29 protein-coding genes are annotated in these 25297 nt (G+C 68.4%); 3 read left to right on the forward strand and 26 right to left on the reverse strand.

The features are described 5' to 3' along the window. Positions 1–567: 567 nt before the first annotated feature. The 19 genes from RIN75_RS26365 to RIN75_RS26455 form a co-directional block, all read right to left on the reverse strand. Positions 568–3006, reverse strand: coding sequence for a BTAD domain-containing putative transcriptional regulator (locus RIN75_RS26365; protein WP_309114712.1), 2439 nt, complete (start codon positions 3004–3006; stop codon positions 568–570). Positions 3007–3165: 159 nt separating this feature from the next. Next, the gene (locus RIN75_RS26370; RefSeq protein WP_309114713.1) at positions 3166–3570 is read right to left on the reverse strand and encodes a hypothetical protein; all 405 of its coding nucleotides are present in this window, start codon (positions 3568–3570) and stop codon (positions 3166–3168) included. A gap of 27 nt (positions 3571–3597) precedes the next feature. After that, positions 3598–3816: a hypothetical protein gene (locus tag RIN75_RS26375; protein ID WP_309114714.1), complete on the reverse strand. Its 219-nt coding sequence runs from the start codon at positions 3814–3816 to the stop codon at positions 3598–3600. Positions 3817–4024: 208 nt separating this feature from the next. Beyond that, positions 4025–4471 (reverse strand): TadE/TadG family type IV pilus assembly protein, encoded by a 447-nt coding sequence (locus tag RIN75_RS26380; protein WP_309114715.1) that lies wholly within the window; start codon positions 4469–4471, stop codon positions 4025–4027. A gap of 6 nt (positions 4472–4477) precedes the next feature. Next, positions 4478–4912, reverse strand: coding sequence for a TadE/TadG family type IV pilus assembly protein (locus RIN75_RS26385; protein ID WP_309114716.1), 435 nt, complete (start codon positions 4910–4912; stop codon positions 4478–4480). Between the two features lie 5 nt (positions 4913–4917). Beyond that, a complete protein-coding gene (locus RIN75_RS26390; protein ID WP_309114717.1) occupies positions 4918–5106 on the reverse strand; it encodes a hypothetical protein in 189 nt (62 codons plus the stop codon). Between the two features lie 15 nt (positions 5107–5121). Further along, complete coding sequence (locus tag RIN75_RS26395) at positions 5122–6000, reverse strand: type II secretion system F family protein (RefSeq protein ID WP_309114718.1); 879 nt, start codon at positions 5998–6000, stop codon at positions 5122–5124. After that, on the reverse strand, positions 5997–6584 hold the full coding sequence (locus RIN75_RS26400) for a type II secretion system F family protein (protein WP_309114719.1): 588 nt from the start codon (positions 6582–6584) through the stop codon (positions 5997–5999). Before RIN75_RS26400 ends, RIN75_RS26395 begins: the two co-directional genes overlap by 4 nt. 269 nt (positions 6585–6853) lie before the next feature. Further along, positions 6854–8203, reverse strand: coding sequence for a CpaF family protein (locus tag RIN75_RS26405; protein ID WP_375296024.1), 1350 nt, complete (start codon positions 8201–8203; stop codon positions 6854–6856). Beyond that, complete coding sequence (locus RIN75_RS26410; protein WP_309114721.1) at positions 8200–9000, reverse strand: chromosome partitioning protein; 801 nt, start codon at positions 8998–9000, stop codon at positions 8200–8202. Before RIN75_RS26410 ends, RIN75_RS26405 begins: the two co-directional genes overlap by 4 nt. Further along, a complete protein-coding gene (locus tag RIN75_RS26415; RefSeq protein WP_309114722.1) occupies positions 9000–9698 on the reverse strand; it encodes an SAF domain-containing protein in 699 nt (232 codons plus the stop codon). Before RIN75_RS26415 ends, RIN75_RS26410 begins: the two co-directional genes overlap by 1 nt. Positions 9699–9780: 82 nt before the next feature. Then, positions 9781–10566 (reverse strand): hypothetical protein, encoded by a 786-nt coding sequence (locus tag RIN75_RS26420; protein WP_309114723.1) that lies wholly within the window; start codon positions 10564–10566, stop codon positions 9781–9783. Positions 10567–10583: 17 nt separating this feature from the next. Continuing rightward, entirely contained in the window at positions 10584–11153 is a 570-nt protein-coding gene (locus tag RIN75_RS26425; RefSeq protein WP_309114724.1) for a hypothetical protein, read from the reverse strand. A 62-nt stretch (positions 11154–11215) separates the two neighbouring features. Then, entirely contained in the window at positions 11216–11713 is a 498-nt protein-coding gene (locus RIN75_RS26430; RefSeq protein ID WP_309114725.1) for a prepilin peptidase, read from the reverse strand. A gap of 490 nt (positions 11714–12203) precedes the next feature. Beyond that, positions 12204–13433, reverse strand: a complete 1230-nt coding sequence (locus RIN75_RS26435) for an FAD-binding protein (RefSeq protein ID WP_309114726.1) — start codon at positions 13431–13433, stop codon at positions 12204–12206. Positions 13434–13547: 114 nt separating this feature from the next. Continuing rightward, positions 13548–15851 carry an NB-ARC domain-containing protein gene (locus RIN75_RS26440; RefSeq protein WP_309114727.1) on the reverse strand — a complete coding sequence of 768 codons (2304 nt, stop codon included), beginning with the start codon at positions 15849–15851 and terminating at the stop codon, positions 13548–13550. Positions 15852–16043: 192 nt separating this feature from the next. Continuing rightward, a complete protein-coding gene (locus RIN75_RS26445; protein WP_309114728.1) occupies positions 16044–16256 on the reverse strand; it encodes a DUF397 domain-containing protein in 213 nt (70 codons plus the stop codon). A 102-nt stretch (positions 16257–16358) separates the two neighbouring features. Further along, positions 16359–16604, reverse strand: a complete 246-nt coding sequence (locus RIN75_RS26450) for a DUF397 domain-containing protein (protein ID WP_309114729.1) — start codon at positions 16602–16604, stop codon at positions 16359–16361. Between the two features lie 7 nt (positions 16605–16611). Continuing rightward, complete coding sequence (locus RIN75_RS26455) at positions 16612–17463, reverse strand: helix-turn-helix transcriptional regulator (protein ID WP_309114730.1); 852 nt, start codon at positions 17461–17463, stop codon at positions 16612–16614. Between the two features lie 276 nt (positions 17464–17739). Here RIN75_RS26455 and RIN75_RS26460 point away from each other — a divergent pair, with 276 nt between their 5' ends. From RIN75_RS26460 to RIN75_RS26470, 3 genes are all read left to right on the forward strand, one after another. Beyond that, positions 17740–18024, forward strand: a complete 285-nt coding sequence (locus RIN75_RS26460) for a zinc finger protein (RefSeq protein ID WP_309114731.1) — start codon at positions 17740–17742, stop codon at positions 18022–18024. Further along, positions 18021–18380: a hypothetical protein gene (locus RIN75_RS26465; RefSeq protein ID WP_309114732.1), complete on the forward strand. Its 360-nt coding sequence runs from the start codon at positions 18021–18023 to the stop codon at positions 18378–18380. Before RIN75_RS26460 ends, RIN75_RS26465 begins: the two co-directional genes overlap by 4 nt. A 200-nt stretch (positions 18381–18580) precedes the next feature. Then, positions 18581–19042 carry a hypothetical protein gene (locus tag RIN75_RS26470; protein WP_309114733.1) on the forward strand — a complete coding sequence of 154 codons (462 nt, stop codon included), beginning with the start codon at positions 18581–18583 and terminating at the stop codon, positions 19040–19042. Between the two features lie 118 nt (positions 19043–19160). Here RIN75_RS26470 and RIN75_RS26475 read toward each other — a convergent pair whose 3' ends face one another. The 7 genes from RIN75_RS26475 to RIN75_RS26505 all read right to left on the reverse strand — a co-directional run bounded on the left by RIN75_RS26475 (position 19161) and on the right by RIN75_RS26505 (position 25156). Further along, a complete protein-coding gene (locus RIN75_RS26475; protein WP_309114734.1) occupies positions 19161–19634 on the reverse strand; it encodes a PCC domain-containing protein in 474 nt (157 codons plus the stop codon). After that, positions 19621–20694 (reverse strand): asparaginase, encoded by a 1074-nt coding sequence (locus RIN75_RS26480; RefSeq protein WP_309114735.1) that lies wholly within the window; start codon positions 20692–20694, stop codon positions 19621–19623. Before RIN75_RS26480 ends, RIN75_RS26475 begins: the two co-directional genes overlap by 14 nt. A gap of 41 nt (positions 20695–20735) precedes the next feature. Continuing rightward, positions 20736–22229: a helix-turn-helix transcriptional regulator gene (locus tag RIN75_RS26485; RefSeq protein ID WP_309114736.1), complete on the reverse strand. Its 1494-nt coding sequence runs from the start codon at positions 22227–22229 to the stop codon at positions 20736–20738. Between the two features lie 122 nt (positions 22230–22351). Next, positions 22352–22741: a hypothetical protein gene (locus tag RIN75_RS26490; RefSeq protein WP_309114737.1), complete on the reverse strand. Its 390-nt coding sequence runs from the start codon at positions 22739–22741 to the stop codon at positions 22352–22354. Positions 22742–22776: 35 nt separating this feature from the next. Continuing rightward, the gene (locus RIN75_RS26495; RefSeq protein WP_309114738.1) at positions 22777–23376 is read right to left on the reverse strand and encodes an AAA family ATPase; all 600 of its coding nucleotides are present in this window, start codon (positions 23374–23376) and stop codon (positions 22777–22779) included. Positions 23377–23411: 35 nt separating this feature from the next. Then, positions 23412–24032: a 3'-5' exonuclease gene (locus tag RIN75_RS26500; RefSeq protein WP_309114739.1), complete on the reverse strand. Its 621-nt coding sequence runs from the start codon at positions 24030–24032 to the stop codon at positions 23412–23414. Continuing rightward, on the reverse strand, positions 24029–25156 hold the full coding sequence (locus RIN75_RS26505) for a radical SAM protein (RefSeq protein WP_375296025.1): 1128 nt from the start codon (positions 25154–25156) through the stop codon (positions 24029–24031). Before RIN75_RS26505 ends, RIN75_RS26500 begins: the two co-directional genes overlap by 4 nt. Between the last annotated feature and the right edge of the window lie 141 nt (positions 25157–25297).

Here is a 25297-nt window from a genome sequence, read left to right on the forward strand (position 1 = left end):
GATGACAATGCAAAATGCAAACGGGCTGACTGAAGTGAGAGGGAATGGGGTGGCAGGAATCAAGGAAGGTGGATGGCCGCGAGAGCGGCAGGTGACCGCCTGCTGGACCGGCCCCAGAGAGTTCCGAGGAGCCAGCCCGCCACCCGGCCCGATGTCTCCACCTGCTTGTGGTCAAGCGAGTCTGGGAGGACGGCGAGCCCCTTGCCGTCCCGCCTTCCGGCACCTTCTCCGGCTGCGTGGGCACCGGTCTAACCTGATCCCCGACCTGATCCCCAGTGTGATCCTCTGTCTGCACCTCGGTCGCCTCGCGGAGGATGGGTCGCACGCGTCCCGACCGTTGCAGTCGGTGCATCTCGCGGCTGCCGCGCCGGCACTCCCCAATGCCTTTTCGGGTGCGCGAGTGAGGATCTTCGCACGTTCTACTCATCTTCTGTCTTGGTGAATGATGCGATCCTGCTCGATGTGTTTGCACATTAGCATTGACGGCCGGTCGATTGAAAACCGGTACAACGACGGAGGATGGATACCTCTCTCGTATTCGATCGATGCGGAAGACGCGGAAGTCTTTCAGTCGCCCGCTGGCTGCGTGACTTGTTCGGTGTCGCTGCGTGCGCGCAGGCGTGCGGCCAGGCTGAAAGCGTGCTCGGTGGGGCGCTCGTCGATTTCGGCGAGTCGGGCGGTCAGCAGGTCGAGCGTGCGTGGGATGGCGTCCAACTGCCCGAGGCGTTCCTGCAATCGCATGATGTCCCGGTAGATCAGCTCGTTGTGCGGGTCGAAGGAGCGCGCCACCTCCAGCAGGTCGAGTGTCCTTTGCGGGTCTTGGTCGATCAGCGTGCGGGCGAGAGCTGCCACGGCGTCGATGGCGTCCCGGCGAACTGCTTCCCTAGGCGTTTCGATCCATTCGGCGTCGAGTCCGTCGGCCAGCGGGCCGGTATAGGAGTCGACGATGTCGCGGTACGCCTCTGCCCGTTGCCGGTCGGTCGTCGCGGTGCGGCGTCGGGCGACGGCGGTCGTGAAGCGGTAGTAGTCGACTTCGACGAGGGCCGTGTTGAGCCTGAAGCGACCCTCGCCGACGAGGATGATGTCGGGGACTGATCCTTCGGTCGCGGCGGCCACACATCGGCGGAGCCGGCTCATGGTGGAGTTCAGGGCGTTGGTTGTCTTGTCCGGGCGGCTGTTCGGCCAGAGCGCGGATGTCAGCGCGTCACGGTTCACGCCCTCGAGGTGCAGTGCCAGGAACACGACCAGTTCTCGCACGCGTGGCTGGAACGCTGAAGTGACCTCGCGCTGCTCATCGATAGCCCCGGGACGCCACCACACCCGCGGCGGGCCCAACACCGTGATCCGCAACGGCGCCGGGGCCGCCTCGCTGCTCGCAGGTGGCTGGCCGACCGGTGGTTTCGTCACGTCAGGTGGCGGACTGACGGCGCTGGTGTCGGCGGCTGGTCGGTCGTCCTCGCCATCGAGGAGTTCGAGTTCGGCGTCGGCGGCCGAGGCTTCGTCGGGCTCGTTCGAATGCGCCAGGAGCAGCAGGTCAAGGATTTCTCGGGCGTGGTGATCACCCAAGCGGAACATGCTGGTGCCGCGCAAAGGCTCGCCGGGGCCGGGGCTCGTCGCCGACACGGTCCCGTCCTCGCGAACGTAGGCGGTCACACCCGGACTCCACTGGCCCAGCAACAGCCCGACCACGCCGACACCGGCCCCGTTGTCCAGCACCGCCTGCAACCGCCGGGACTGCGGTCCGGGCACGCGCGCCACCAGCACGACCGGTCCATGGCGGTCGTCGAGCGGAAGTCGGCTGGCGCGCACCAGGGTCTCCGTCTCCAGAACGTCCAGCGCGGTATCGAGGTCCGACACGACGCACACGCTCGCCGGCAGGGAACTCCGGGCAACCTGCCGACCGAACAGCTGCTCGACGTCCTCGGCGGGCACGACCACCCGCGCGCCCTCGGCGTTGGACGTCGAAGCCAGGGCAGTGACGACCAGCGCGCGGATTGCTGCGGAGGCGCCCGCGCCGATCAGCCCAAGGCCGTGCAGCGCGGCCAGGTCCACGGCGATCTCACGACCATCCCGAACCCCGGCTGGCACGACACCCGGCTCGTCACAGCTGCCGTCGGACCCTGGCACCACCAGCGGAGGTCGGCTGGCGACGTCCGGCTCGTCGAAGTCGCGATCATCACGGCTCGTGCGTAGGTGCGCCAGCCGGAGCTGGTAAACCACAGGTGCGACAGGCAGGTCGCTCCGATCGCGACTGCCTGGCCGGTACCGGCGGCGGTTCCGCCGGCGAACGACCACGAGGGCCGTGCTCACCGCGGAAGCCAGACCCAGCCCGACGAACAGTTCCTCGCCCCACCTGAACCCCGGTTCGCCCGAAGGTGCGGTGCTTGCCGTCGTTGGGGCGCTCGTGGGTGGCGTTGTGGTGGGGGCTGGCGTTGTCGCCGGCACGGCTGGGGCTGTCGGTGTCGGGGCTGGCGGAGATGGCTGAGGGTCGGGTGTCGTGGCGGTTGTCGCGTCGGCGGGCAAGATCATCTCTTCGCCGGGGAAGATCAGGCTGGGTTGGGTGAGGGTGTCGCCGTTGGGTTGCGGTTTGCCCTTGTTGAGTTCGAAGATCTCGGGCCACCGGTTGCCGTTGCCCAGGGTGCGTTCGGCCATCCTCCACAGCGAGTCGTACACATCGGTTTCGGGGTCGTACGGCTGGACGACTGCGGACTTCGCGCGGGGAGCCTCCTCCTCTGCACGTGGCCATTCCTCGTGTGAAGCGGCGGTCGGCCTGCCCCACGTGTTTGACGACGCGGCGACTGCTGGGACTTCTTGTTCGATGACGTGTTCGGAGATGGGGATCAGGAGCGTGCCGACGAGCACGGCCGCGATCCGGTACACCGGTCCGACGGCTGACAGGTCCGGCAGTCGCCTGCCGCGGGCGATCGTCGTGGCGCAGCGTGTGACGTCAAGGGCGAACAACACCCACGCCAGCCAGGTCGCGGCGGTCAGGACGTCCAGCAGCAACGCTGGTGTCATCGGTCCCAGCAGGACGTCGCGGACTTGCTCCCAAGACGGGAGGCGGTCGGGCAGCGGCCAGCCGATGAAGTGCGTGAGCGCCCACGGCAGGCCCGCCAAGAGCGTGGCCAGCGCCGCGGCGGCAAGCGACGTCCGCACGTTGTCACCTCATTCCCCGGCCACTCCTGCGAGTGCGGTCGAACTCCGGCCGTCGTGCCGGGTGGGCGACTGCTCCGGGATCGGAGATCGCGCGCCGGAGGAAGGTCGGCGCGCGTCGCCACGCTCGCTCGCGGTCTTCGTGCGTTTGCCCCGTCCGGACCTGCGTCGTCCGAGCCACTGGTTGAGGTCTGCGGGTTTGAGATCGGTGAACTCGGCCAGCTCGTCGATGTCCATGACGTCTTGCGCCTCGGCGAGCACGGCTGCGAGTGCACGATCGACCTCGCCGAGCTGCTGGACGATCTGGGCCCGTTGCTGGGCGAGTTCGGCGATCTTTTGCGCGGTGTCGGCTCGGCGCGTGCTGCGGGCGGTGTCCGCGGTCTCGACGCGTCGGCGGATCTCCTCGGGTGTCGCCATGGTGTATTCCTCCTGGGGGGTTGGGTGTCATGGGTCGATCGCGGTCACGCCGTGGACCGGTCGGGCGCTGCCTGTGCCGTGTACCTGGAGCGAGCCGATGCCGATCAGTCCGAGTAGCTGGGTGCGCTGAGCGCGGCTGACGGTGACCAGGACGGTGTCAGCGGAGACGGTGACTGTGCCGACGGCACCTTCGGCGGCCAGGTGGGCTTGGGCACCGGCAACGGCCTGCTCGGGAACGAGCCGCACCGTCCCGGTCGACCGGTAAGCCGACAGGTCGATCGCTTGGGCTCCGGCGCGGGCGGCGGCTTCCGCCTGCCGCCTGCCCGCACATGTGAGGCCAGCGCGAGGCCGCCGTCGAGGACGAGCCCGGCCATGGCAAGCATTCCGGTGGCGATCACCACGACGAACGCGGTCGCTCGCCCCTCGTCAGCGGACGACCGGAGGACACGACGGGTCATGGCGCCGACCTCGCGTTCGGTGTGGAACGCCAGAGGTCGACCGGCTCGACCGCGCTGGCCGAGAGCGTCTTCCCGCTGGGCACGCCGAGGATGAGCGCGTCGCCGAAGTCCACCTGGCACGTCACCGACACGCCCACCGCACCGCCGGGGCGCAGCTCGCCGGTCGAGGCGCTCACGGACAAGGACGTGCACACGACCCCTGCCTGCGCCAGGGCGCTCGTCGCGGCGGCCTGGGCGGCGGTGGCGGCTGCGGACGGAGTGCGCTCGATGCTGGCAGCGCGTGCCGCCTGGTGGGCGGCGTCGTCGATCCGGATGCGAGCGTCCACGCCGCGATGGATCACGGCGCCCACGAACACCAGGAGCATGACCAGGAACGGCGCGGCGATCGCGACTTCGGCCGCTGCGGAACCGTCGTCTGGTCGCGCCGTCGTCGGGGTGGACATCTTCTCTCACCCGCTTTCCAGATCCGGGACGAAACGTTCGACGGGCCCCGTCGCCTCGGCGTGTACCGGCAGACTCAGGAACGGCAGCACCGGGGTTGCCACTCCACGGACCGCGACAGCGGCCCTGTCCGCGCCGCGCTCGGACGTCACGGTCGCGTTGCGCAGCGGCCCGGCCGCGAGCTGGTCGAGCACTCGTTGCGCGGCTTCACTTCCCGCCGTGGACGTGCCGTCTTGAACCCGGGCGGTCGCCAGGCCCCGTGACGCGGCGGACTGGGCGATGTGGGTGGCGTGGGACCACAGCGCGAACTGCACGATCGCCATCAGCGTCAACAGCAGCAGCGGGGCGGCGACCACCAGCTCGGCGCTGGCCGAGCCGCGATCCTCCCGGGGCCGCAGAAGACGACGCAACCACGGCCTGCGCGTTCTTCCCTTGTCGCTCATGAGGATCACAACGTGATTCCGCTGGCCTTCTCGGTGACCTTGGCGATGACGATCGCGATCACGGTCAGCGCCCCGAGCACGAGCAGCGCGGTCACCAGGACGGTTTCGGTGGAGTACCCGGCGTCCGAGTGGCTGCGCAGCCGCTCCCACTGCGCACGAAGCAATGTCCACCAAGGGTCGATAAGTGCACGCATGACAATCTCCGTTCGTCATAGTCCACTGAGGACTTGGATTAGCGCTGGATACGCGATGAAGGCGAGGAACCCGAGGAACAGCGCCATCACCGGCAGGCTCATGCGCTCGGTGGCGGCTTGTGCTTCGCCTTCAGCCTCGATCACCTGACGGGTGCGCATAGCGCGGGCTTTGGCGGCCAACGACGAGCGGACCTTGGCCCCTTCGACACCCGCAAGGTCGGCGGAGGCGGCGAGTTCGGTCAACTCGGTCACGTCGAGTTCCTCACCGAGCCGCCGAAGCGTGGCCCACGGCGTGGTTCGCGTCAGCCGAGCCGTCTCCAAAGCGCGCCGAATGAGGTCGAACGCCCATCCGGTTCCGGTCCTGGCCGAGTCGTTGAGCGCGCTGTCGATCCCGGCGCCGCCAGCCAGCGTGATCCACACGAGGTCGAGGTACGCGGACAGGGCGAGGCGGAAGCCGGCTCGCATCCGCGCCGCCGCGGACCTGGCCTTCAAGTCCGGTACAACGAAGGCGATGGCCGCGAGCACCAGCCCGGCGATCAGCGGGACCCCGAAACCCGGAGCAAAGCCCACAGCGGCGAGGCCGATCGTCGCCAGCATCGGAACCAACAGCCCGGCAATGCCGAAAGCGACCTTCTCAGCGAGGTGAGCGGACACCGACCTGCCGGTAACTGCCAGATCACGCTCCACCCGAACGCCGGGAAGTCCGAGCCCACGCAGCAGTCCCACCACTGGCCGCACAACGCGCGGGTGCCGGTCGGCTGTGGTCGTGTACACCGCCGGGGAAGTCGCGTGGACGAGGGCAGTCTTGAGCGACGGACGTGGTGGGAACAACCAGACCGCCAACGCCCACAGGCCGAGGCCGGTGCCCGCACCGAGCGCGATGGCCGTGCTCATTGCTGCCCTCCCGCGCTCAAAGCGGTCGTGGCGGACAGGAACCGCTCCGGCTCCGCGATCCGCGCGATCCGGGCCAGCCAGGCGAAGCCTGCCGCGAACAAACCTCCGATCATGAGCAGCACCAGTTGACCGGTGATGCCGTCGAATGCAGCCAGGTAATCGCGGTTGAGGACGACCACAGCGGCGGCGAACGTCGCGGTAGTGCCGACGATGACCCGCACGGAAGTCCGCGTCCGGGAGCGGCCGGCCTCCACGCGCATCCGCATCGTGGCCTGACTGCGAGCGGCGTCGGCCAACGAGCCGAGCAACTCGGCCAGTTGAAGGGTCTGCTGACGAGCGGCCAGGAGCAGCGCGGCAACGACGAGGTCGCCGACCGGGTCCTCCCACCGGTCAGCCAAGCGACGCAGAGCGGGTTCGAGGCGTTCGCCGGTCCGGATGCCCGCCGCGAGTTCGCCTACGTCCTCGCGGATCGGCGAGGGGGCAAGCGGCGCGGTGGCCAAGATCGCCTGCTCCAGCCCGGCGGCGGCCGACAGGGTGTCCCGCAGCATCTCCGCCCACGACGCGATCGCCTCGATGCGTTCCACGCGGCGCGTGTGGCCAGGATCGCGGCCCAATGCGCGGGGAAGGCTCCAGCACGCGAGCCCTGCCAGGAGGGCGCCGACGACCCACCCGGTCAACAGTCCGACGACCCCTCCGACGACGGCCGCCAGTGCACAGCGGCGTGCTCGACGGGGGTCGGCCGGAGGACGACGCGGTCGACGTTGAGGCCCGCCGCGCCACCCACGGATCGCCAGTAGCACGCCGACCGCTGTTCCAAGACCCAGCACCGCGGCCACAGCCGGGCTCGATGGGATCATGGCAGCCACCAGCCCTCCGGCCGTTCCAGCAGCTCGCGGTCGAAGCCGACGTCCTGGAGGTCTTCGGCGGTCTCCCCGCGAAGGGCCCCGGCGACAGGCCGGGCACGGCGATCGGGACCTGGACGGAACACCTCGTTGGACACGACCTCAGGGCCATCGGCGCCGACGACCTCGCGGATTGAGGACACCACTCGGTGGTGACCGTCCGCAGTGCGCGTGAGGTGCACCACGAAGTGCACCGCCCCGGCCACCAGCATCGTCGTCGCCTCCACCGGTAGCCGTTCGACGCCCTGGGCGGCGTAGGAGGCGAGCCGGGTGAACGCGATTCGGGAACTGCTGGCGTGGAGGGTGGCCATCGAGCCGTCGTTGCCCTGGCTCATGGCGTTGCACATCGGGATGACCTCGGGACCGCGGATCTCACCGACGATCACGCGGTCCGGCGACATGCGCAGCGCCCACCGCACCAGATCGGCTTGGCTGACCGCGCCGACCCCTTCGACGTTGGGCTCGCGGGCCTGGAGGGCGGTGACGTCGGCGTGGATGTCCGGATCGTGGTCGAGCCCGAGTTCGAAGGCGTCCTCGATGGTCACGATGCGCTCCAACGGGTCCATCTCGCCCGCCAGCGCGCGCAGCAGCGTGGTCTTGCCCGCCGCCGTGCCGCCGGTGATGAGGATGTTCTTGCGTGCCTTGACCAGCGCCCGCAAGAACTGCTCCAGGCCGCGGTCGAGCGTGCCCCGGCGGCGCAGCTCGGACAGGGTGACCGAGAGGTAGCCGTGGCGGCGGATGGACAGCGCGGTCACACCACCGGCGGTCAGGGCCATGACGGCGAACATCCGCTCGCCGCCCGGCAATTGGACGTTGACCGCCGGACTACCCGGATCGAACCGGCGTTCCTGACTCGACGCCCGCGCCGCCAGCAGCCGCACCAGCTCGGTCAGCTCCTCGTTGGAGCCGGCCACGGGCTCGAACTGGGCGCGACGGCCGTCGGCGTACTGGACGAAGACCCGGTCGAACCTGTTGACGTTGATCGTCTCGACGGTCGGGTCGTCCAGCAGCGGCTGGAGCCCGGCCAGGCCGAACAGGTCGTTCACGACCTCGGCGACGACGCGCTGCTCCACCTCCGAGGGCAGCAGGCGGCGGCCCGCGGCGAGTTCCTGCTCGGTGTGGACCCGCAGCGCTTCGCCGAGCGTTCGAGCCGCCCACTCACGACGAGACCCGTTCGACGTGGCCTGGTCGCCGACCCGCTGGGCCAGTTCGGTGTTCAGCTGGGAGCGGAGGAACTGCCGCAGGCGCGCCACAGCCTCCGACTCGCTCGCCACGGTTGAAGCGGACGACCGGGAGGTCATGGCGTCCACCGCCCTTCAAGATCGCCTTTCGTCGCAACAGCAAGCGCAGCCGGCTGAGCGCTCGGCGGCACAATGGAAAGCTCTGCCGGTTCCGGCGTTCGGGATGTCAGCTCGACCGCGAGCTTGTGCGCGAACCGCCCGAGCGCGGAGCGCGCCAGCCCTCTCCTCGACCGGCCCCACAATGCGGCTGCGCCGACGCGGTCCCATGGCACCCGACCCAGGGGTGCCACACCCAGCGCCCACGCGACCTCGACCGTCGAGTACCCAGTGCCCGCAAGCAGGAATACCGCACGCCGACCCCAACGACCGACCGCGTCGAGCCGGTTGAGCAGGTGCGCCAAGTCCTCAGCATGCGCGCGGGACAAGAGAACGACCACGTCCGAGCGCTGCACGATCGCCATCGCCGATGACCCGGGATCCATCCGACCACAGTCGGCCACTACAACTGTGTCGGACTGGTCTGCCGCCGCACGAATCACGTCGACCCCTTCTGCGAGCGCGCGCAATGCCCCGCTCGCCTGCTCTGCGTCCGGCGGCGCGACGACCACTCCCAACCCGCCGGGCAACTGCCGGGAGTGACGCCACAACGCCTCGGCATCACAGCCATGCCGCACTGCAGCGGCCACACCGACCAAACCCAGTGCCGCAGGCACACCCAACCGCACGGCCAGGTCACCACCTGACGGGTCCGCCTCAACCAGTAGCGCGCGGCCGGCCGACGGCCAGGACGCCGCCAAAGCCACCGCGAAGGTGGTCACACCGGGAGAGCCCTTCAACGACACGACCGACACCAACATCAGCGACCTCCGTTGGGTAGCACCACGACCGCCAGGTGACCCGCTGGCACGGCAGCAACCTCACGGGCCGCCGACTCACGCAGCTGCACCGTCACCACCGACGCCTGGTCGCCAGGCGTGCTGGACACGTCCAGGACCACCGCCTGCCACGAGGGCACTGCGGTCGAAGCACCGCCGGCGGCCAACTGATCTGGGGCGTGCACCAACACCACCGTCGAGCCCGCCGCAAGGCCGGGCGGGAACCGTCCGGGTTTGAGCGCCAGCGCGGCGATCCCGTAGCCAGCTTCGGGATTCCCTGCCAGGCCGATGGCACTGGGGAATAGCAGCGACCCGGCGGGAAGGCTCGCCGCAGCCGACCTCCCCACCACCGCGCTGGCGTCGCGCGCCGCAACTACCGCGACGCCTGCGTCCACCGCGACGAGGACCTCCCGCAGGTCTCCCGCCGACAAGACTTGTCCGATACGGACGTCACGGGCCAACGCCAACACGGGATCGCGGTGGTCCGCCTTCATCGAGACCATCACGAACCCACCGACACAACCCAGCAGGAGCAGCACTCCCAGAAGCAGGTGCGGAACACTGCGACGGCGGGCCGCTCCGCGAAGCCGCGATGTGGCCGTCGTCGCGCTCTTGCCGAGCCACTGTCCGTCGCTCGCTGTTCGACGGCCTTGGCCAGATGTCGTCAGAGTCTCGTTCATAGCCTGTCCTCCAGGCATGGGTGTAGTGCGCCGCGTCGTCGAAACGGTTTCGGCGAGCGGAGATCCGGTAGGAAGAAGGCGGTCAGCCGCCGTTGTTGAGGGCCTGCGCCTCCGCGACGCGGAGGCCGACAGTGCTCGACGTGCTCATGTCGGGGAACACGCCACTCTGGCCGGCACCCGACCACGACACGGCCCAGCGCACGGTCACCGTGACGGGGAACGCCTGCTCGGGTTGGCTGGCGGACGAGCGGCGGTACACGTGGCCACAGTCAGGAGATGGAGCCTTCGGGTCCATACCCGAGGTGTAGGGCGTGCCCGGGCCGGAACAAGTCACGACCGACCCGTCGCCCATTGACCAGATCACCGAGGACGCGGCGGCAGTCGCCGTCACCGACACACCGGGAACCGAAGCGGTCGCCGAGGTTGACGTCCAGCCGCTCGACAACCACATCCACGTGGGCAGGTTCACCAATTGGTCCCCAGCCGGGTTCACCGCGATCCCTGGCGAGGGCAACCGAAGACGGGCCCGCGCAATCTGCGCCAGGCTTGCGGGTGAAATCGGCTCGTCGGGGGAGTCGACTATCCACACCGGACCGTGCGACAACGGGTCCTTGCCGTCAGGAGAGCACAACACCATGAACCAGCCGCCAGTCTCACCCGCGTCAGGTGGCGGTGCTCCGTTCACTGGAACACGACGACATCCAGCGAACGGGTCTTCGCCGCCAGCAAGCGGGTCTCCAGGAACGACGTCCCATCCCGGTTGCTGCCCGATACCGGCACCGATGTCGCACGTTGCCACGTCACAGTGGACGTTGCCCCAGGTGTCCGCCAAGGCATCGGAGGAGTTGAGCGACAGCAAGACCGCCACGACTACCGCTCCGCGCGTCAACATGTCCCTATCCCACTCACCGCGAACTTCACGACTCGCCATGCGCCGTCCCCCTGCTTGGTCACGATCGCCTCGATACGCCGCCGTCCCCTCGGATCGTCCGGAACGTGTCGCCCGCTGCCCGACTCGTACCTGATCCAGTTCGTGGAGTCCCCGCAGTCCAAGACCAACACCTCCTTCGGATCGTGGGCCGGCGTCACTGCTTTCACCGAAGGATTGAGGACCGGTTGCCCTCGGCTGATCCAGCCGCGGTCGTGATCGGCTTTGACCCCTTGGGTCAAGGTGGACAACGCTTCGCCGGTCGCGAACTGCGCCATGCGGGCGGACGTCCAGTCACCTGTGGCCGCGGCATCGGCGAACGTCTGCCACATGCCGCGGTAGGCGGTCAGCGCAGCCTCCTCGCCACCCGGCGGTTCGGGTGCCGGTGCGGACGCCTCGGTGGGGGAGGAAGCATCCGCACCGGCGGGCGTGCCCGACTGCGCGGGCGAGCTGGAAGTCGCCGGGCTGCACGCCGTGACGGTGATGAGGGCCACCAGCGCGGTCGCGGCGCTGTGGAACACGTGCATGTCACTCCTCAGGTCGTTGTCATTGCAGCGGAAGGGAAGACACATCGACGTCCTCCGCGGTGTCATGGCAGCAGTGCTATGAGCGCACCGCCGAAGATCGCGGGGCCAACCGCGATCGGATCGCGGCTGGAGACCCGTCGGAGCGTGACCAATGCCAACGCCGCGCAGCCGGCCAATGCCACGGCAGCCGCCAGCCCGTGGACGAGTTGCTCCCACCCGGCCTTACCGAGGTATAGCCCGACAGCGGCCAGCAGATTCGCATCACCTCCGCCGATGCCGCCGCGACTCACCGCCAGGTGCATAGCGATGAACAACACGCTCGCGGTGGTCAGCCCCCGAAGCAGTCCGCCGAGGTCGTCCTCCACAAGGGCTGCGCGGGTGAGGAGCGGTAGACCGCCGAGGACCATCGCCCCGACGTGTAGATGGGGAAGGCGGCGGCTGACCAGGTCGAGCTGGATGAGGCGCACGCCGATGGCCGCGAACCAGCACATTGCGGGCAACTCTGGAGACCCGGCGAACCGGTACCCGACCAGCGCGACGAGCCCGGAGGTCACCACCATGCACGTCAGCACCTCGCCGATGCCTGTCGGATGTCTTCCGCTCACCGGAAGGAACAAGGGTTTTCGAGAGGTTCGCGTGGGCGGCCACATGAAGTGTCGTGAGACGCACATCGATTCTCCTCCCCGCACTAGTAGTAGCTTGATTTGCCTCACCGATCCCTCGATCGGTGGCGGTGTCACTCGAACGGGGATTTGATGCGCTTGCGTGTGACCCTGAGTTGAATCCCGTGTCGAGGCCGCGGCCCTTGGAGGCAAGTTCAGTGTGGGAACCATTGCTCACCGCGACAAGGGATGGCTGTATTCGTTCTCGAAGGAATAGCGAATAGTCGTGGCTCAAGTCCCGCTGTCGATCACGCCGGTGGCTGCCGGCGCCCTGAACGGAGGAACAGGACCGATCCCCAGGTTGTGGCGCAACCGCGGTACCTGTAGCCGTTGTGGTGGTCGAAGCGTCGGTTGCAGCGGCGTCGCGGCCTGCGAAAGGCTCCGAATACTAGAGAAGCGTCGGTGTCGTCCCTGCGGTTCGCGGGCTGCGGAGGTAGACCGTTCCTCCGGACGCAGTGACGAGGGCCTGTGCTCGGAGGTTGTGTTCGATCATCCTGTTGAGGATGTCCGGTGAGTTCGGCGGGGCGGTGCGAAGCACGGCGAGCAGGAAGATGACCGGCGTGGCCGGCAGGGCGAGTTGCGGTGTGCGGAGCCGGACGCGGGGGATGGGGTAGAGGAGGACCAGTCCGGTGTCGCCGAGAGCTTCATGGTCCACTTCGGACAGTGTTTCCGTGACGATCTCCTCGACGGCGTTGTCGGGTACGAGGAGGTTGTTCCAGGGGTGCGGGTCTTGCCACGGACCGATGCGGCGAAGGAGGGCGACGTCGTCGGCGATGCGGTTAAGGAAGTCCCAGTAGGTGGTGTCGCTGACTTCGATCTCGGCCGTGGCGAGCCCGGCGAGCAGCAGCGTGTCGTCCGGCTGCGCCGGAGGGGTGAAGAAGTGGGCGACCTCGAGGACGAAGGTCCAGTTGCCGTCGTCTTCGAGCTTGGCCTGGCCCTCCAGGTAATCGAAGCGTTGTTCGACCGCGAGGCTGCGTTGCATGGCCAAGAAGTCGGTCAGGCGCCGGTAGCGCAGCCGGTAGGTGCGGGTGTGGGTCGGCGCGGGGATCAGGCGCAGGGTGGCCTGGACGATGACGCCGTGTTCGCCGTAGCCGCCGCGGACGGCGTCGAAGAGGTCGGGATCGACCGTGGGCGAGCACTTGTGGAGGGTGCCGTCGCTGGTGACGACCTCCAGTTCCAGGACGTTGTCGGTCTGGGCACCGTGTTGGTGGCTCGCTCCGCCCAACCCTCCGACCGAGAGCGTGCCGCCGACGGAGAGTTCCAGGTAGTCGGTGAGTACCGGGGGAGTTGCGCCACGGGCGAGTGCGGCGGTGACGACTTTGCTCCATGTGGCCCCGGCATCGACGACGATGCGGTCGTCCGCGATGTGGTGGATGGTCTCCAGTTGGTTGAGGTCGAGCACGATCCCGCCTGGGGCCTGAGCTTGGCCGTTGGTCGAGTGGCCTTGTGCACGTGGAACGACGGTCAGGTTGTGAGCGCGGGCGAACCGCTGGATGGCTGCGACGTCGTGTCGTGATGCGGCGTGCATTACGGCCATGGGGCGGTGGCGGACGACTCGACCGAAGTCCTCGGCAGCCCAGGCGAGGTCGGCCTCGCTGGTCGAGAGGACGCCCTCCAACTGCGGGAGGGGAACGGCGTCGGGCCGCGGGTGCCCGTCCAGGAAACTGCGTTGCTCGGGGTCGAAGTGGGTCACGATCCCGTCGGGCACCAGGTCACCTCCGGTGGTGGTAGATCAGCCCGCCTGGCGGGGCGTCGGAACGGCCAACTGGTCGAGGGAGTCGAGGTCGCCGCGAATCCGCGCTGCGCGTGGGTCGCCGAGTGCCTCGAATTCGCGCTGCGCTTCGGTCCAGGCTTGGCGGGCTCGTGCTCGGTCGCCTGCCTCAAGGTAGCGGTGGCCGAGCTTGCGGCGGTACTCCGCGCGGCCCCAGCGGTCGGCGGCCGAAGCGCTGGCTTCCAGTGCCTTCTCGAGGTGGGCGAGGGAGGCGGCGTGGTCGCCACGGTCGTAGTACACCTCCGACACCCTCTCAAGCGCGCACGCCTGTGCCTGGGGATCACCGTGGGTGCGCAGTATGCCGATCGCTTCGGTCAACATGTCCAAAGCCGTTTGGTGGCGGCCCGCGGCCCGTTCGGTGTCGGCGATGTAGGACGTGACGACCGCCCAGGACCACTGGCTGCCCGGGTCGGTGCACAGCTGAAGGGCTCGGCAGTAGTACGACGCCGCTGCGGCATGGTGACCCTTGGCCTGTTGTACACGGCCGACCCCGACCAACCCCCAGATCTTCCCGATCCCACCATCGTGGAGTTCGGCGGCCTCGCTGAAGCTGTGTTCCGCCTCGCTCAGCCGCAGTTGTTCGAGGAAGGCGTTGCCGAGGTTGATCAGGATCCACGCTTGGGCGGTGCGGTCACCACACCGCCGCGCTTCCTCCAGACACGCCGTCAGCGGCTCGAGCCACAATCCCCAGCAATGCCTCCAGTACAGATAGTCGCCCAGCACCGTCGGCAGACCGAACGCCACATCATGGAACCCCAACGTCGACGCGTGCCGGACCGCAGCGGCGAGATTGGGCAACTCCGTGTCGAACCAACGCAGCGCTTCCTCCGACGAGACGAATGCGCGCGGCGTCGGCATCGGCGAGATCGTCCACTGGTCGACCGGTACCTGCGGCCTGTTGGGCGACATCGTCAGGTTCGCTGCAGCGGCGCTGTGGAGGTACCAGTAGAGCAACTGCCGTTCCGCCGTCGCAGCGTCCGCGGGTGCCTCCTCGGCCGCCAGGAGTTCCACGGCGTAGTCCCTGACGAGGTCGTGGAAGCGGTAGCGGCGGACACCCGACTCCTGAAGAAGGTGGACACCCACCAACCCGTCGAGAAGTCGTTGAACTTCGCCGTGCTGGTGGCCGGTGATCGCCGCTGCCGCGTCCGCGCCGAACTCGCGACCGGGGTGCACGCTCAGTAGGCGAAAAAGCTGGCTCTCCGCCGGGCTCAGCGCCCGGTAGGACCACGACAGGACCGCGCGGACAGCGCCATCGGTGGCGGGCGGCGACAACACGTCCAGTCGTTGGCCGACCTTGGCCAAGTCCTCGGCCAATCCGGTGAGGGTCAGGTGACTGCTCGCCGCCACGCGCTCGGCAGCCACCCGCACTGCCAACGGCAAACCGCCGCACAGGCGCGCGATGCGCTCGGCAGCGATGCGTTCGGCGTCGACTCGCTCTGGCCCCACCACGTCGCGCAACAGGGCAACCGAGTCGGCGTCGCCCAACATGTCGACGGTCAGGCAGTGGGCGCTGTAGTGCACCGCGAGGCCGGACAGGCGCTGACGACTCGTGACGATCACCAGGCAGCCGGGTGAAGCCGGGATCAACGGCCGGACTTGTTCGAAACGGGCGGCGTTGTCGAACACCAACAGCGTGCGCGTCCCGTCCAGCACAGTGCGAAGCAGAGCTGATCGCCAGTCCAAGGTCGCCGGGATCTCGGCAGGCGGCACGCCGAGAGCTTTGAGCAGATGCTCCAACACCTCGTGCGGCCCGATCGGCTCACCCTCGGCGGCGTGTCCGTGGAGATCGACGAACAACGCGCCGTCTGGGAAGCGGTTCTTCACGTGGTGGGCCCAGGCCACCGCCAGGGTCGTCTTGCCGACACCGGCGTTGCCGTCCAGTGCGATCACGTCCGCTGACGTCCCGCTTGGCTCATGGTCCAAAAACCGCTCCAGGACGTCGAACACCCCGGTTCGGCCGATCAATCGTGGAACAGGCGGCAACTGCGCCGGCCGTGCTGGGGTCTTCCGGTGCGTCGGCAGACATTCGGCCTCGTACAACTCGACGAACCGGCTTCCCGTGTCGAACGCGATGTCACAAGCGCGGGCGAAGTCGAAAGTAGGGGGTTTGTGCCCGTTTTCGACATTCGAGTAATGGCTTGCGCTGTATCCGACTCGGCATGCTGTCGCGGTCTGCGACGAGCCTCCCCTCGCCGCGCGCAACTCCTTGGCGAACGTCCCGCCTGCCAGGGCGTCCCTGTGAAGCGCATTCACGTTCCTGGTCATTCGAGTGCCCCCGTTGTGCCTGGCTCACCCCTCGCTCAGGTGGCCATGCGTTCCAGCCACCTCCCCCGAGGAGTCGAGGATAGGTGGAATAAAACGCCGTTTCGGTCTTCTGGCAGCACATGTGCCTGTTCAGGTGACGTGGTAGCTCTCCGTGACAACTCGCTGGCCGCGGCCCGTGCCTGCGATCAAACGTCAGCGTCGCGCTGACTGATCGTCCAGGAACGCGCGCCACGAGTTCCTGCTGAACACAAGGACACAGCCGTCCGGGCGCTTCGTGTCCCGGACGCCGATGCTTGCGCCCGACCGTCCGACCTCCAGGCAGTCGCCGTTCGGGGTGGGTTGGCTGTGACTGGACTTCCGCCAGTTGGTGAACACGGTGTCGAGCCGTGTCGTCTGCTCGTCCATGACGTCCGTCCTTCCGAGCTGCATCGCGGCTGGCTCACGACGAGGTGACTGGGGCGCGTTGCCCGACGACACTGCCGTCGGGCAACGCGCCCAACCCGATGCTCAGGCGCCAAGGCGGTCGTCGCTGAGGTTCGAGAGGAACTTCGCCCAGGCGTTCGCTGAGAACCTCAAGGTTCCAGCCGTGCGGCTCTTAGTGTCGCGCACGCCGACGACTCGTGCGTCCGGGTTGCCTCCAACCTCGACGCACGACTGTTCAGGATCGCTGTGCTTGGACTTGCGCCACCCACCGAGTGTCGGCTCCTGGGGCAAGGGGCTGATCATTGTCGATTCCCTCCTCGTGTGCTGCATCGACCGATCACGACGTGAGCAGGAACGCGCGAGACTGCTCCGGGCCGAGCGCGGCGGCCCGTTGGTGGTCCCACACGGTGAGGTAGTCGTTCACCTCTTCCAAGTTCGACGTGACGTGACCGTCCCGGAGACCTTCGACGTGAACCAGTTCCACGTGCGGGTCGCTGTCGAATCCGAAGATCGTGTAGGTGAACGCCTGTCCGATGTAGTAGCCGACGTGCCACGGCACGACCTGCACCTCGACGTTCGGCCGGTCCATGGCCTCGACGATGGCGGCCTTCTGCTCGCGCTGGATCGTCGCGCTGCCGTCCATGTTCGTCATGCGTTCCAAGGCGGCTTGGTCGATGACGAACCAGAACTGCTGGTCGACGTTGTCGATGATCTCCTGTCGTCGCAGCCGCAACATCGTCCTGTGCTCGATCTCGTCGTGGCTCTTCGACGGCCGGGCGGCGCGGAACAGCGATCGCATGTACGCCTCGGTCTGGAGCAAGCCAGGGATCGTCATGCTGTTGTGCTGCCACAGGTAGTGCGCGCTCGTCTCGAGGTCGACGACTTCGCGCATGGTGCCCTGGAAGCTGGCGCGCAACGCGGTGCGCGACGCTCGCTTCTCGCGTCCCTTGGCCAGCACCGTCAGGCGCGCCTTGGTCGGCTCGTCGGCGCGGTAATGCTCGAAGAGTGCTCGCAGGTCGGGCAACGTGATGCTGCTGTCCCCGCGCTCGATGTTGCCGATCTTGTTCTGTGTGCAGTCCAGAACCTTGCCGGCGGCGGCTTGGCTCATGCCGCTCGCCATCCGAAGAGCCGCCAGCTTGCGGCCGATGATCACGTCGGCGACGCGCTTCGGGACGGCAGCGGTGGTCATCGATCCTCCGGGTCGAAGAGCTGTCTGATGACGGAACGTAGCAGCAATGTTCACCCTGTTAGGCAGCTAGCTAACTTGTTTAAACAAGTTTACGGTGATGCTGCTGTTCAGTGCGTTGCATCGGAGGCACACATGGTCTCGGTTGTTCAAGTTAGCAGTGTCCAGAAGAACGTTGACGGTGGCGCACCGTCTCCAAGGTTCGATCGGTTGAGTACGGCCGGAACCGGCTCGGCGGCCATCCGTCCGGGTCCCTCGCCGAGTGGCTGGCGGTTGTGAATGGCTACCCGGGCGTTCCGCTGGCTGCCGTACGCCGGCGGGCGGCACGCGATTTCGGTCCGGCTCGTGCCGTGCGAGGCCGGTGTGACGCTGTGCGGTCTCGAGGTGGTCGTTCCGCACGATCCGCCGCCCGCGTTCCCGGACGGCTGTTGGCCCACCTGCGTGGAGTGCGACGCGAAGTGGCGGGCGTTCGAACGGATTCCGGTGTTCCCGAGGCCCAGGAAGGCCGGCGATTCGGTCGGTGAGGTGCGGGCGGTTGCCAAGCGTTCAGGAGGTGGGCGGTGACGCTGACGAGGGACAACAACGTGGTGTTCCGCGCGGTGATGGGGGAGATCTTCACGCATCTGCGGGTCGCGTGCGAGGTCGCGTTGGATGGCGACGATCGTGCTGCGGCGTCCGTTGCGCGTAGGGAGCTTCCGGGATTGGTGGCGGGCTTGCAGGAGTTGCTGGCGGGGCACCAGCCTGATGAGAACGGTCACTGCCGGCGTTGCCGGGCGTGGCGCTGGTGGCGGAAACCCGTTCCGTGCCGGGAGGTCCTGGCCTTCCGCAAGGCGCTGCACCATCAACCCGTGTCGCGGGCCAAACACCGCTTGCTCGGCGAGGACCACGATTCCCGCCGATCGGAAGACGCGGACGGCTGAACGTGCCTGCCGCTTCGTCGTGCGAGCGGCTCCAGCAACGCGCGCGGTTCGGTTGCCCCCTCATCCGGACCGGGGCTGGAGCGCCCTGGCGAAGCGGTTCCCCGGGGTCGGCAGGGCAGGCTTCTGGCCTGCCGACCCCTCTAGCGGCTTGCGAGTCGAGAGTGGGTGGAGTTGTGGCGTTTCACGGCGATGGTGTGGTGGTGAACATCGGGTTGCAGGTTCCTGAGGGCGTGCCGGTGCGTCTGTGTGGGAGCTTGGAGTCCAGAATCTTCTTGGTGATCGGGGACGGTTGCGAGATCACGTTGGATCCGGCGCACGTGCGCGTGTTGGCGGAGCAGTGCGGCACGGCGTTGCGGGACACGAGTCTGGTGGCTGCCGCAGAGGAGGTCTTGGACGAGGTCTACGAAGCGGGTGCGCAGGCCCGGACGGCGGCGGAGCGGGCACTGCGAGAGGCCGAACGGGCGGACGAGGTGAGCGCTCGCGACCAGGCAGATGATGCGCGTGCTGCGGCGCGGGAGGCCACGGTGGCGGCGGAGCGGGCCCAGAATGCCGTCGAGACGGCTTTCGTGGCGATGGAGGGTGCCGAACGTGCCGCGATGAAGGCTGAAGTCGCGGCGGCAGTGGCGGCCTCGGCCTTCGAGCGCGCCCGAACCGATCGGTGAACGCCGCGCCATCGACTTCGAGACGTTGCCTTCCCGGCGTGTCCGCCCTGGCCTACTGACAACCCGCCGCGACGAGTGCTGGATGCGAGGGGCCGACGGGCCGTTCGGCCAGTTGGGTTCACTGTCCGCCGTTGGGTCCGAAGCGCAGGAGGGGGACGTCGTAGAGGTCGGGTTGGCGTTCGCGGTGCATGGTGGGGTTGGTGACTTCGATGACGAGCATTTCGGTGAGGAACAGGACCTGGGCGCGTAGTAGGTGGCTGGTGTAGCCGGTGGCGCTGTGTTCTTTGAGGCCGACGGCGACGTGGATGTGGGGTTGGACCTGGTCGGTGTCGGGGTCGTAGGCGAGGGTGCCGCCGCCGAAGGCTTCGACGTTGGTGAGGTGGACTTTGGACCAGACCGGGGCGGCGGGGTCGTCGAGTTTGTCGCAGGTGCCGACGATGTCGACTTCGGCGAAGCCGGCGATGAAGGAGGGGATGTAGCCCTGGCGGACGTTGTTGGTGCGGCAGAACTCGGTCAGGGCGGTGAAGAAGTCTTCGCCGTGGTCGAAGGTGACGCCGAAGGTGCGGCCCAGGGTGAGGTCATGACTGCGCATCGGTGGGGTTCTCCGCGGAGGTGGTCGGCCAGGGCCAGGTGTGGTGGTCGCCGTGGCCGCCGGCGGTGTGGAAGGCGGCGCTGATGGTGGTGTGGTCGGCCTCGGCGGTGAGGAGGCGGTGCAGCAGGATCCGTGCTTTGAGCGGGTCGAGGAAGCCTGCGGGAATCAGGCCGCGGTCGAGCAGGTCGCGTTCGCTGCCGGGGAAGGCGTAGGTGCTGCGCAGTGTGGTGCCCGCGCCGGCGCGGGAGGCCAGCACGACCGGGATGCGGGCGGCGGCGTCGCCCAGGAGCGGGACCAGCTTCGCGGGAACGTGGCCGACGCCCATGGCGGCGACGACCAGGCCGTCCACGCGGTCGGTGATGGCCTCGATGACGGTCGGGTCGTCGTCGAGGGTGATCGTGAGCAGGCCGACCCGTTTGTCTGGCGCGGTGCTGGTGGTGGGGATGAGGGTGCGGTGGGTGAGTCGGTTGAGCAGGATGGGTCGGCTTTCGGTGATGACGCCGAGTGGTCCGCCGTTGGGGGACTGGAAGGTGGCGCCGCTGGTGGTGTGGGTTTTGCGTACGCGGCGGGCGGCGTGGATCTCGTCGGCGAGCACGACCAGGCAGCCCTGGTGGGCGGCGGTGGGGTCGGCGGCGGTGAGCACGGCGGCCAGGACGTTCGCGGGTCCGTCCGCGCCGGCCAGGGTGGGGTTGCGCATGGCGCCGGTGACGACCAGCGGTTGCGGGGCGGCGTGGTGCAGGTCGAGGAAGTAGGCGGTCTCTTCGATGGTGTCGGTGCCCTGGGTGACCACGACGCCGTCGACACCGCCACGCGCGAGCCGCGCCGTGATCGCCTCGCCCAGCGTGGCCAGGTCGCCAAAGGTCAACGACGCGCCAGGGACGCGGCGGAAGTCCTCGACCTCCACGGTGATCCCGGTGTCGGCCAATCCCGGGACGGCGGCCACGAGCTGCTCGGCGGACAGGGCGGGGACGACACCGCCGGACTCGGCACGGGTCATGGCGATGGTGCCGCCGAGACCGAACACGACGACCCGGCGGCCGGTGGGTTGTGCTGCTGCCACCCCGAGGCTCCCTTGATCACGAGCGGACAGTGATCGGCAGCCTACTGCGGGGCATCGGATGAGCCGAGGCCGCCGAGGAAACGGCAGGCCCGGTCCAGCGCGGTGGTGGACAGCAACCTGCTACGGGGACCGGCGAGACCCGCGGTGCCGTAGTCGCCGAGTTCCGCGCAGCGCCGGGTCAGCCAGTGCCAGTCCAGGTCGAGATAGTCGGCGAACGCCCGCAACCGGGCCGCGGGCGTCGGGCCCGCGATCACCGAGTGCGCCTGGGCGTAGCCGTGGGCGTCGGCGAACTCGCGCAGCTGGGGCCGGTGGTCGGTGACGTCGACCTGCCAGATGCCGTCGCCGCCGACCCAGTTCGCCACGATGGCGCGGCGCCGCTGGTCGAGCGCGAACCCTTGGACGGCGCTGTACTCCGGTTCGGCGCACACCTCGACGCGGATGCCCGAGGCTTCCATCAACGCCACGGTGAGCAGCAGCAGGATCCGCTCCGGCCGACCGGAGTCGGTCACGCTCTCGGGCGGGACGCAGAACGAGCGGGTGGGCGGGGTGTCCGCGTGGCGGAACAGCGCGGCGGTGCGGGACAGGTACAGGTGCTTGTGGGTGAACAGCAGCCAGGTGCTGGCCTCCTCGCCGCGCTGTTCGCGGGTCCAGAACGCCGGAACGTCCTCCAGGACACCCACATGGCGCAGGATGTGGCGGGCGCAGAAGTCCGAGCCGAGCCACATCCTCGACGCCACGGACAGGTCGGCGCCCAGGTAACGCCCGCCGCTGGACCGGGCGTCCCGGGCGTAGGTGCGGAGCGTGGACTGGCGGTCGGCGAGGCCGCTGTCGTCGTCGAGCAGGGCGTCGTCGTAGTTGGCCACCGCCCACAACACGCCCAGCGTGAGGTCGTCGAGTTCGTAGGCGGGCGGGATCAGCAGCGGCGCGCCGTCGACAGCCTTGGCCACGCGGGTGCGGGCGACCCGGTTGTCCAGCCCGAACAACCGCCGCCCGCTTGGACCCTCGGTGACACCCACGACCAAGCCCCGGACAGGGCGACGCAGCAACGGGCTGTCGGAGAAGTTCGGCGGAACGCTCACCACGACGCGTCCGTCGTCGGAGGCCGGGTAGCTTTCGCCGACAACCGTGGAACCGGCGACGAACCGACCCGGCGGCAAGTCGATGCTGAACCCGCCATTCGACAGTCCTTTCAGGACCTGCGCGTCGAAACCCTTGTGGGAGTGGGGCAGCGTCACGGGTGTGCTCGTGTTCGAGAGGGACCGGCGCCGGTCACGCTGTTCAGCGGCGGCCCTCGCCCGCAGCGCGATCAACGCGCCGCCCATGTCGAACCGGGCATCGAGCGCGGCGACCAGTTCCTTCGACGGGAGGTTGCGGTTCACACGTTCGGCCAACGACACGTACTGCCGGGTGTAACCGACTTCGACGGCGAGCTTCTGGTGGCTCAGCCTCGCCTCGCCACGCAACCGCCTGATCTCATGCGCAAGCTGCGCCGCGGCCGTGGTCGCGGCGTCGGTTTGAGCTTCGCCTTCGCTCATTGCGCTCCGACTCACATCGCCCGTACGAAATGCCCGGGTAGCACGCTCTGTAGCCGAACGACCTCGTTACGTGATTGTATGTTGTTTCGGGTGCTGAGAGGAAGGCGACGCCCGGATTCACTTCAAACCGATTTGGGCCGCGCGGTTCCAATGGCCTTGCTGCCGGCAGGGGCGGGATGTGGTGAGGAGTGGCGGCGGTGACGTCCGTGGCCGGTGTTGGCGGCGGCGTGGACTGCCAGTTGGAACTCCAGCAGCGGACGGCACGGTACCGGCCGGCGGCGCCACCACCGGCCGGCGCGGCAGGCCCGGCAGCGGCCTTGGTCGTCGGGCCGGTGCAGGGAGATCAACGCGACGGTCCCGGCGAGCAGGGCGGGAACCTCGGTTCTCGCCATGGCGAGGACCGTGTCGTCGTCGGCGTCCTCGGCGATGTCACGTACTTGGTTTAGATGTGCGATCACTGACGCGCGGATTTCGTTGTAGGACACGTAGTTGGGTTTGAGGGCTGTCAACACGCACCTCCTACCGAGCGGCCACTTGGGCAGTCGGGTTACAACCGTTGGTGCTCAGGAGTTCCGGTCGGTTCGACGTCTTCGGACAGGCGGTCGAGGATGAAGTCGACGCTGTCGGCCACGGCCTGGTCGTGCTGGTGTGCTCGCAGGAGGCGGTGGGCGATGTCGAGGTCACGTAGGACGTCGGCCACGTGCTGGTCGGCCAGTTCGCGGAAGGTCGTGTCGTTGTCGCGGGGTTTGTCGGTTCCCAGCGGGATCGACTCGTCGAGTGTCGTGCGGTACAGCAGGTCGTAGACCTGGCTGTGGTTGCGGACGATGGTCTCCATGTGCGCGGTGAGGTCGGGGTCGGGTTCCTCGCTGCGGTGGGCCAATGCGGCGCGGTAGTAGCCCAGGGCGTCGGGTACCGCGCGGTCGACCAGGATCACGTCGGCGTGCGGCCACTGCGCCATTTCCTGGCTGATGCCGTGGGTGATGAACCACATCGTGGAGACCCACGTGTGGTTGTGCAGGATGGGCAACCCCAGCTGCTGGGCGTGCTCGCCCAGGTCGACCACTGTGGACACCTGGACCGAACGCCTGCGCAGTTCGTGGGTGAGGCGGGCGATGAACGTGCTCTTGCCGGTGGAATGGGTACCCATCACCCCGACGATCACCGGCTTGTTCGATGGGAGGTTCACCACAACCCGCCTTCCGGCTCGACGAGCGGAGCGAACTGGGGAAGGGCTGCCGCAGCGACCAATTCCTCCCATGTTGGGCCGGCGTCCTCGACGAGGGCGAGCAGCAGCAGCCAGGTGCACCAGGTGTCGAACCCTGCTCGGTGCGGGCGGCGCTGCTGGGTCGTGTCACCGACCGGGAGGCTGGCGTGCGCGACCAGGTCGGACAGGCCGTAGCCCGGTAGGCCCGGCCAGACGTGCCGGGCCAGTCGCAGGGTGTCCAGCACCATCGGTGGCCGCCAGGACGGCAGGTGTTCGCCCAGCACGCGGTAGTCACCGGCGGCCGAGTGCGCCACCATCGTCCTGCCCTCCAGCAACTGCTGCACCGCCGGCGCAGTGTCACGCCACAGGGGACAGGACTCGACGTCGCTGTTGCCGATGCCGTGGATGCGCCGGGCGATACCGTTGATCCTGGTCCTGGGTCTGACGAGCCATTCACGCAACTCGTCCTCGGCGGGCGGTGCGCCGTCGACCGGCAGGATGGCGATCTCGACGATCTCGGGCGGCTGGCCGCCGTTGCCCTCCAGGTCGACCACCGCCACCGCGCGGTCGAGCAAGGCGGCCGGGAGTGCGGTGTTCATGAGACCTCCACGGGGGCGGGCCAGCCGAGATCGGCGCGGCCGTGACGGTGTGGGTGGTGCGGCTTGGCCACGTCGTGGATCTGGAACCCGAGAGTGTGCTGCATGAGATAGCGCCGCTGCTCGTCCAACCCCTCGACCACGACCGCGCGCTCCGTCACCGCGACCAGCCTGCCGCCCAACTCCCGCGCCATGGTCTCGACCCGCCGCGCGTCCGGCACAACCCACCCGTCCGCGCAGCGAGCCACCTGCGCCGCGGGACAGATGTCGCACAGCTCCCGGATCCCGTAGTGGCCGTTGTAGTCCGCCACCCCGTGCGCGTAGGTCACCGCGCAGGACGTCTTGCGGAACAACGGCGACCCCTCGTTTCCGGCCGCCGCCGTCAGGATGCGCTGCTCCAACTGCTCGGGGAAGATCTTGCGCCGCGCCGACTGCTCGTAGGGCTCCGGCAGGCCGTGGTCGCGGTAGTAGTCGCGGATCTGGTCGCGGAAGAACAACCCGGTGAACACCGTCGCATGTGCCGAACCCGACAACTCCAACGCCCGCGCCAGGTGCCGGTCGCTGTCGTTGAGGCCGGGCACGATGGGCCGCCAGTACAGGATCACCCGGTACCGCTCCGCGCACCGGTAGGCCACCTCCAGCGACCGTGCGGCGATGTCGGAGTCGACCGGTTCGATCCGCTCGTCCTCGATCCCCGAATGGGTGACCAACAACGTCACCTTCAGGTGCCGCAGGGCGTTCAGCCGGGCGCAGTCCTCCTCCCCGACCCGCCACCGGGTGATCAGCAGTACGTGGTTGGTCAACTCCTGCTCGTCCAACCGCTGCAACACCTCGAACACGTGCGGCTTGACCACCGGCAGCATCGGGTCGGTCGCCCGGTTCATCAACTGCACCGGCGTCACGTGCGGACGGAAGAACCGGTGCCCGGTCAACGCGGCCACCGCCTCCCGCGGCCCCACCACCGCACGCGGGACCTTCATCCCGAAGTTGCCGAACACGTGCCGCACGCAGTACCCGCAATCCAACGGACACCCGATCACCGAGTTCAGGCTCAACCCGGACTTGCGGTACTCCACCACGTCCAACAACGCGGGCTCCACGCCGTCTCGCTCGACAGCGCTCAACACCCGAAGCCCACCACCGCCGCCTCGACCCCCACCAGGCATCAGCGCCTCCTCACCTCGCCGCCGCCGTGACCGTTCCGGCTCAATGCGACCAGCACCAGCAGCCTCCGTGGGAGGAGGCAAACCGACCCAGGCCGGGATTTG

The sequence above is a fragment of the Saccharothrix sp. genome, from assembly GCF_031180885.1.
In the GTDB taxonomy this organism is placed as follows: Bacteria; Actinomycetota; Actinomycetes; order Mycobacteriales; family Pseudonocardiaceae; genus Actinosynnema.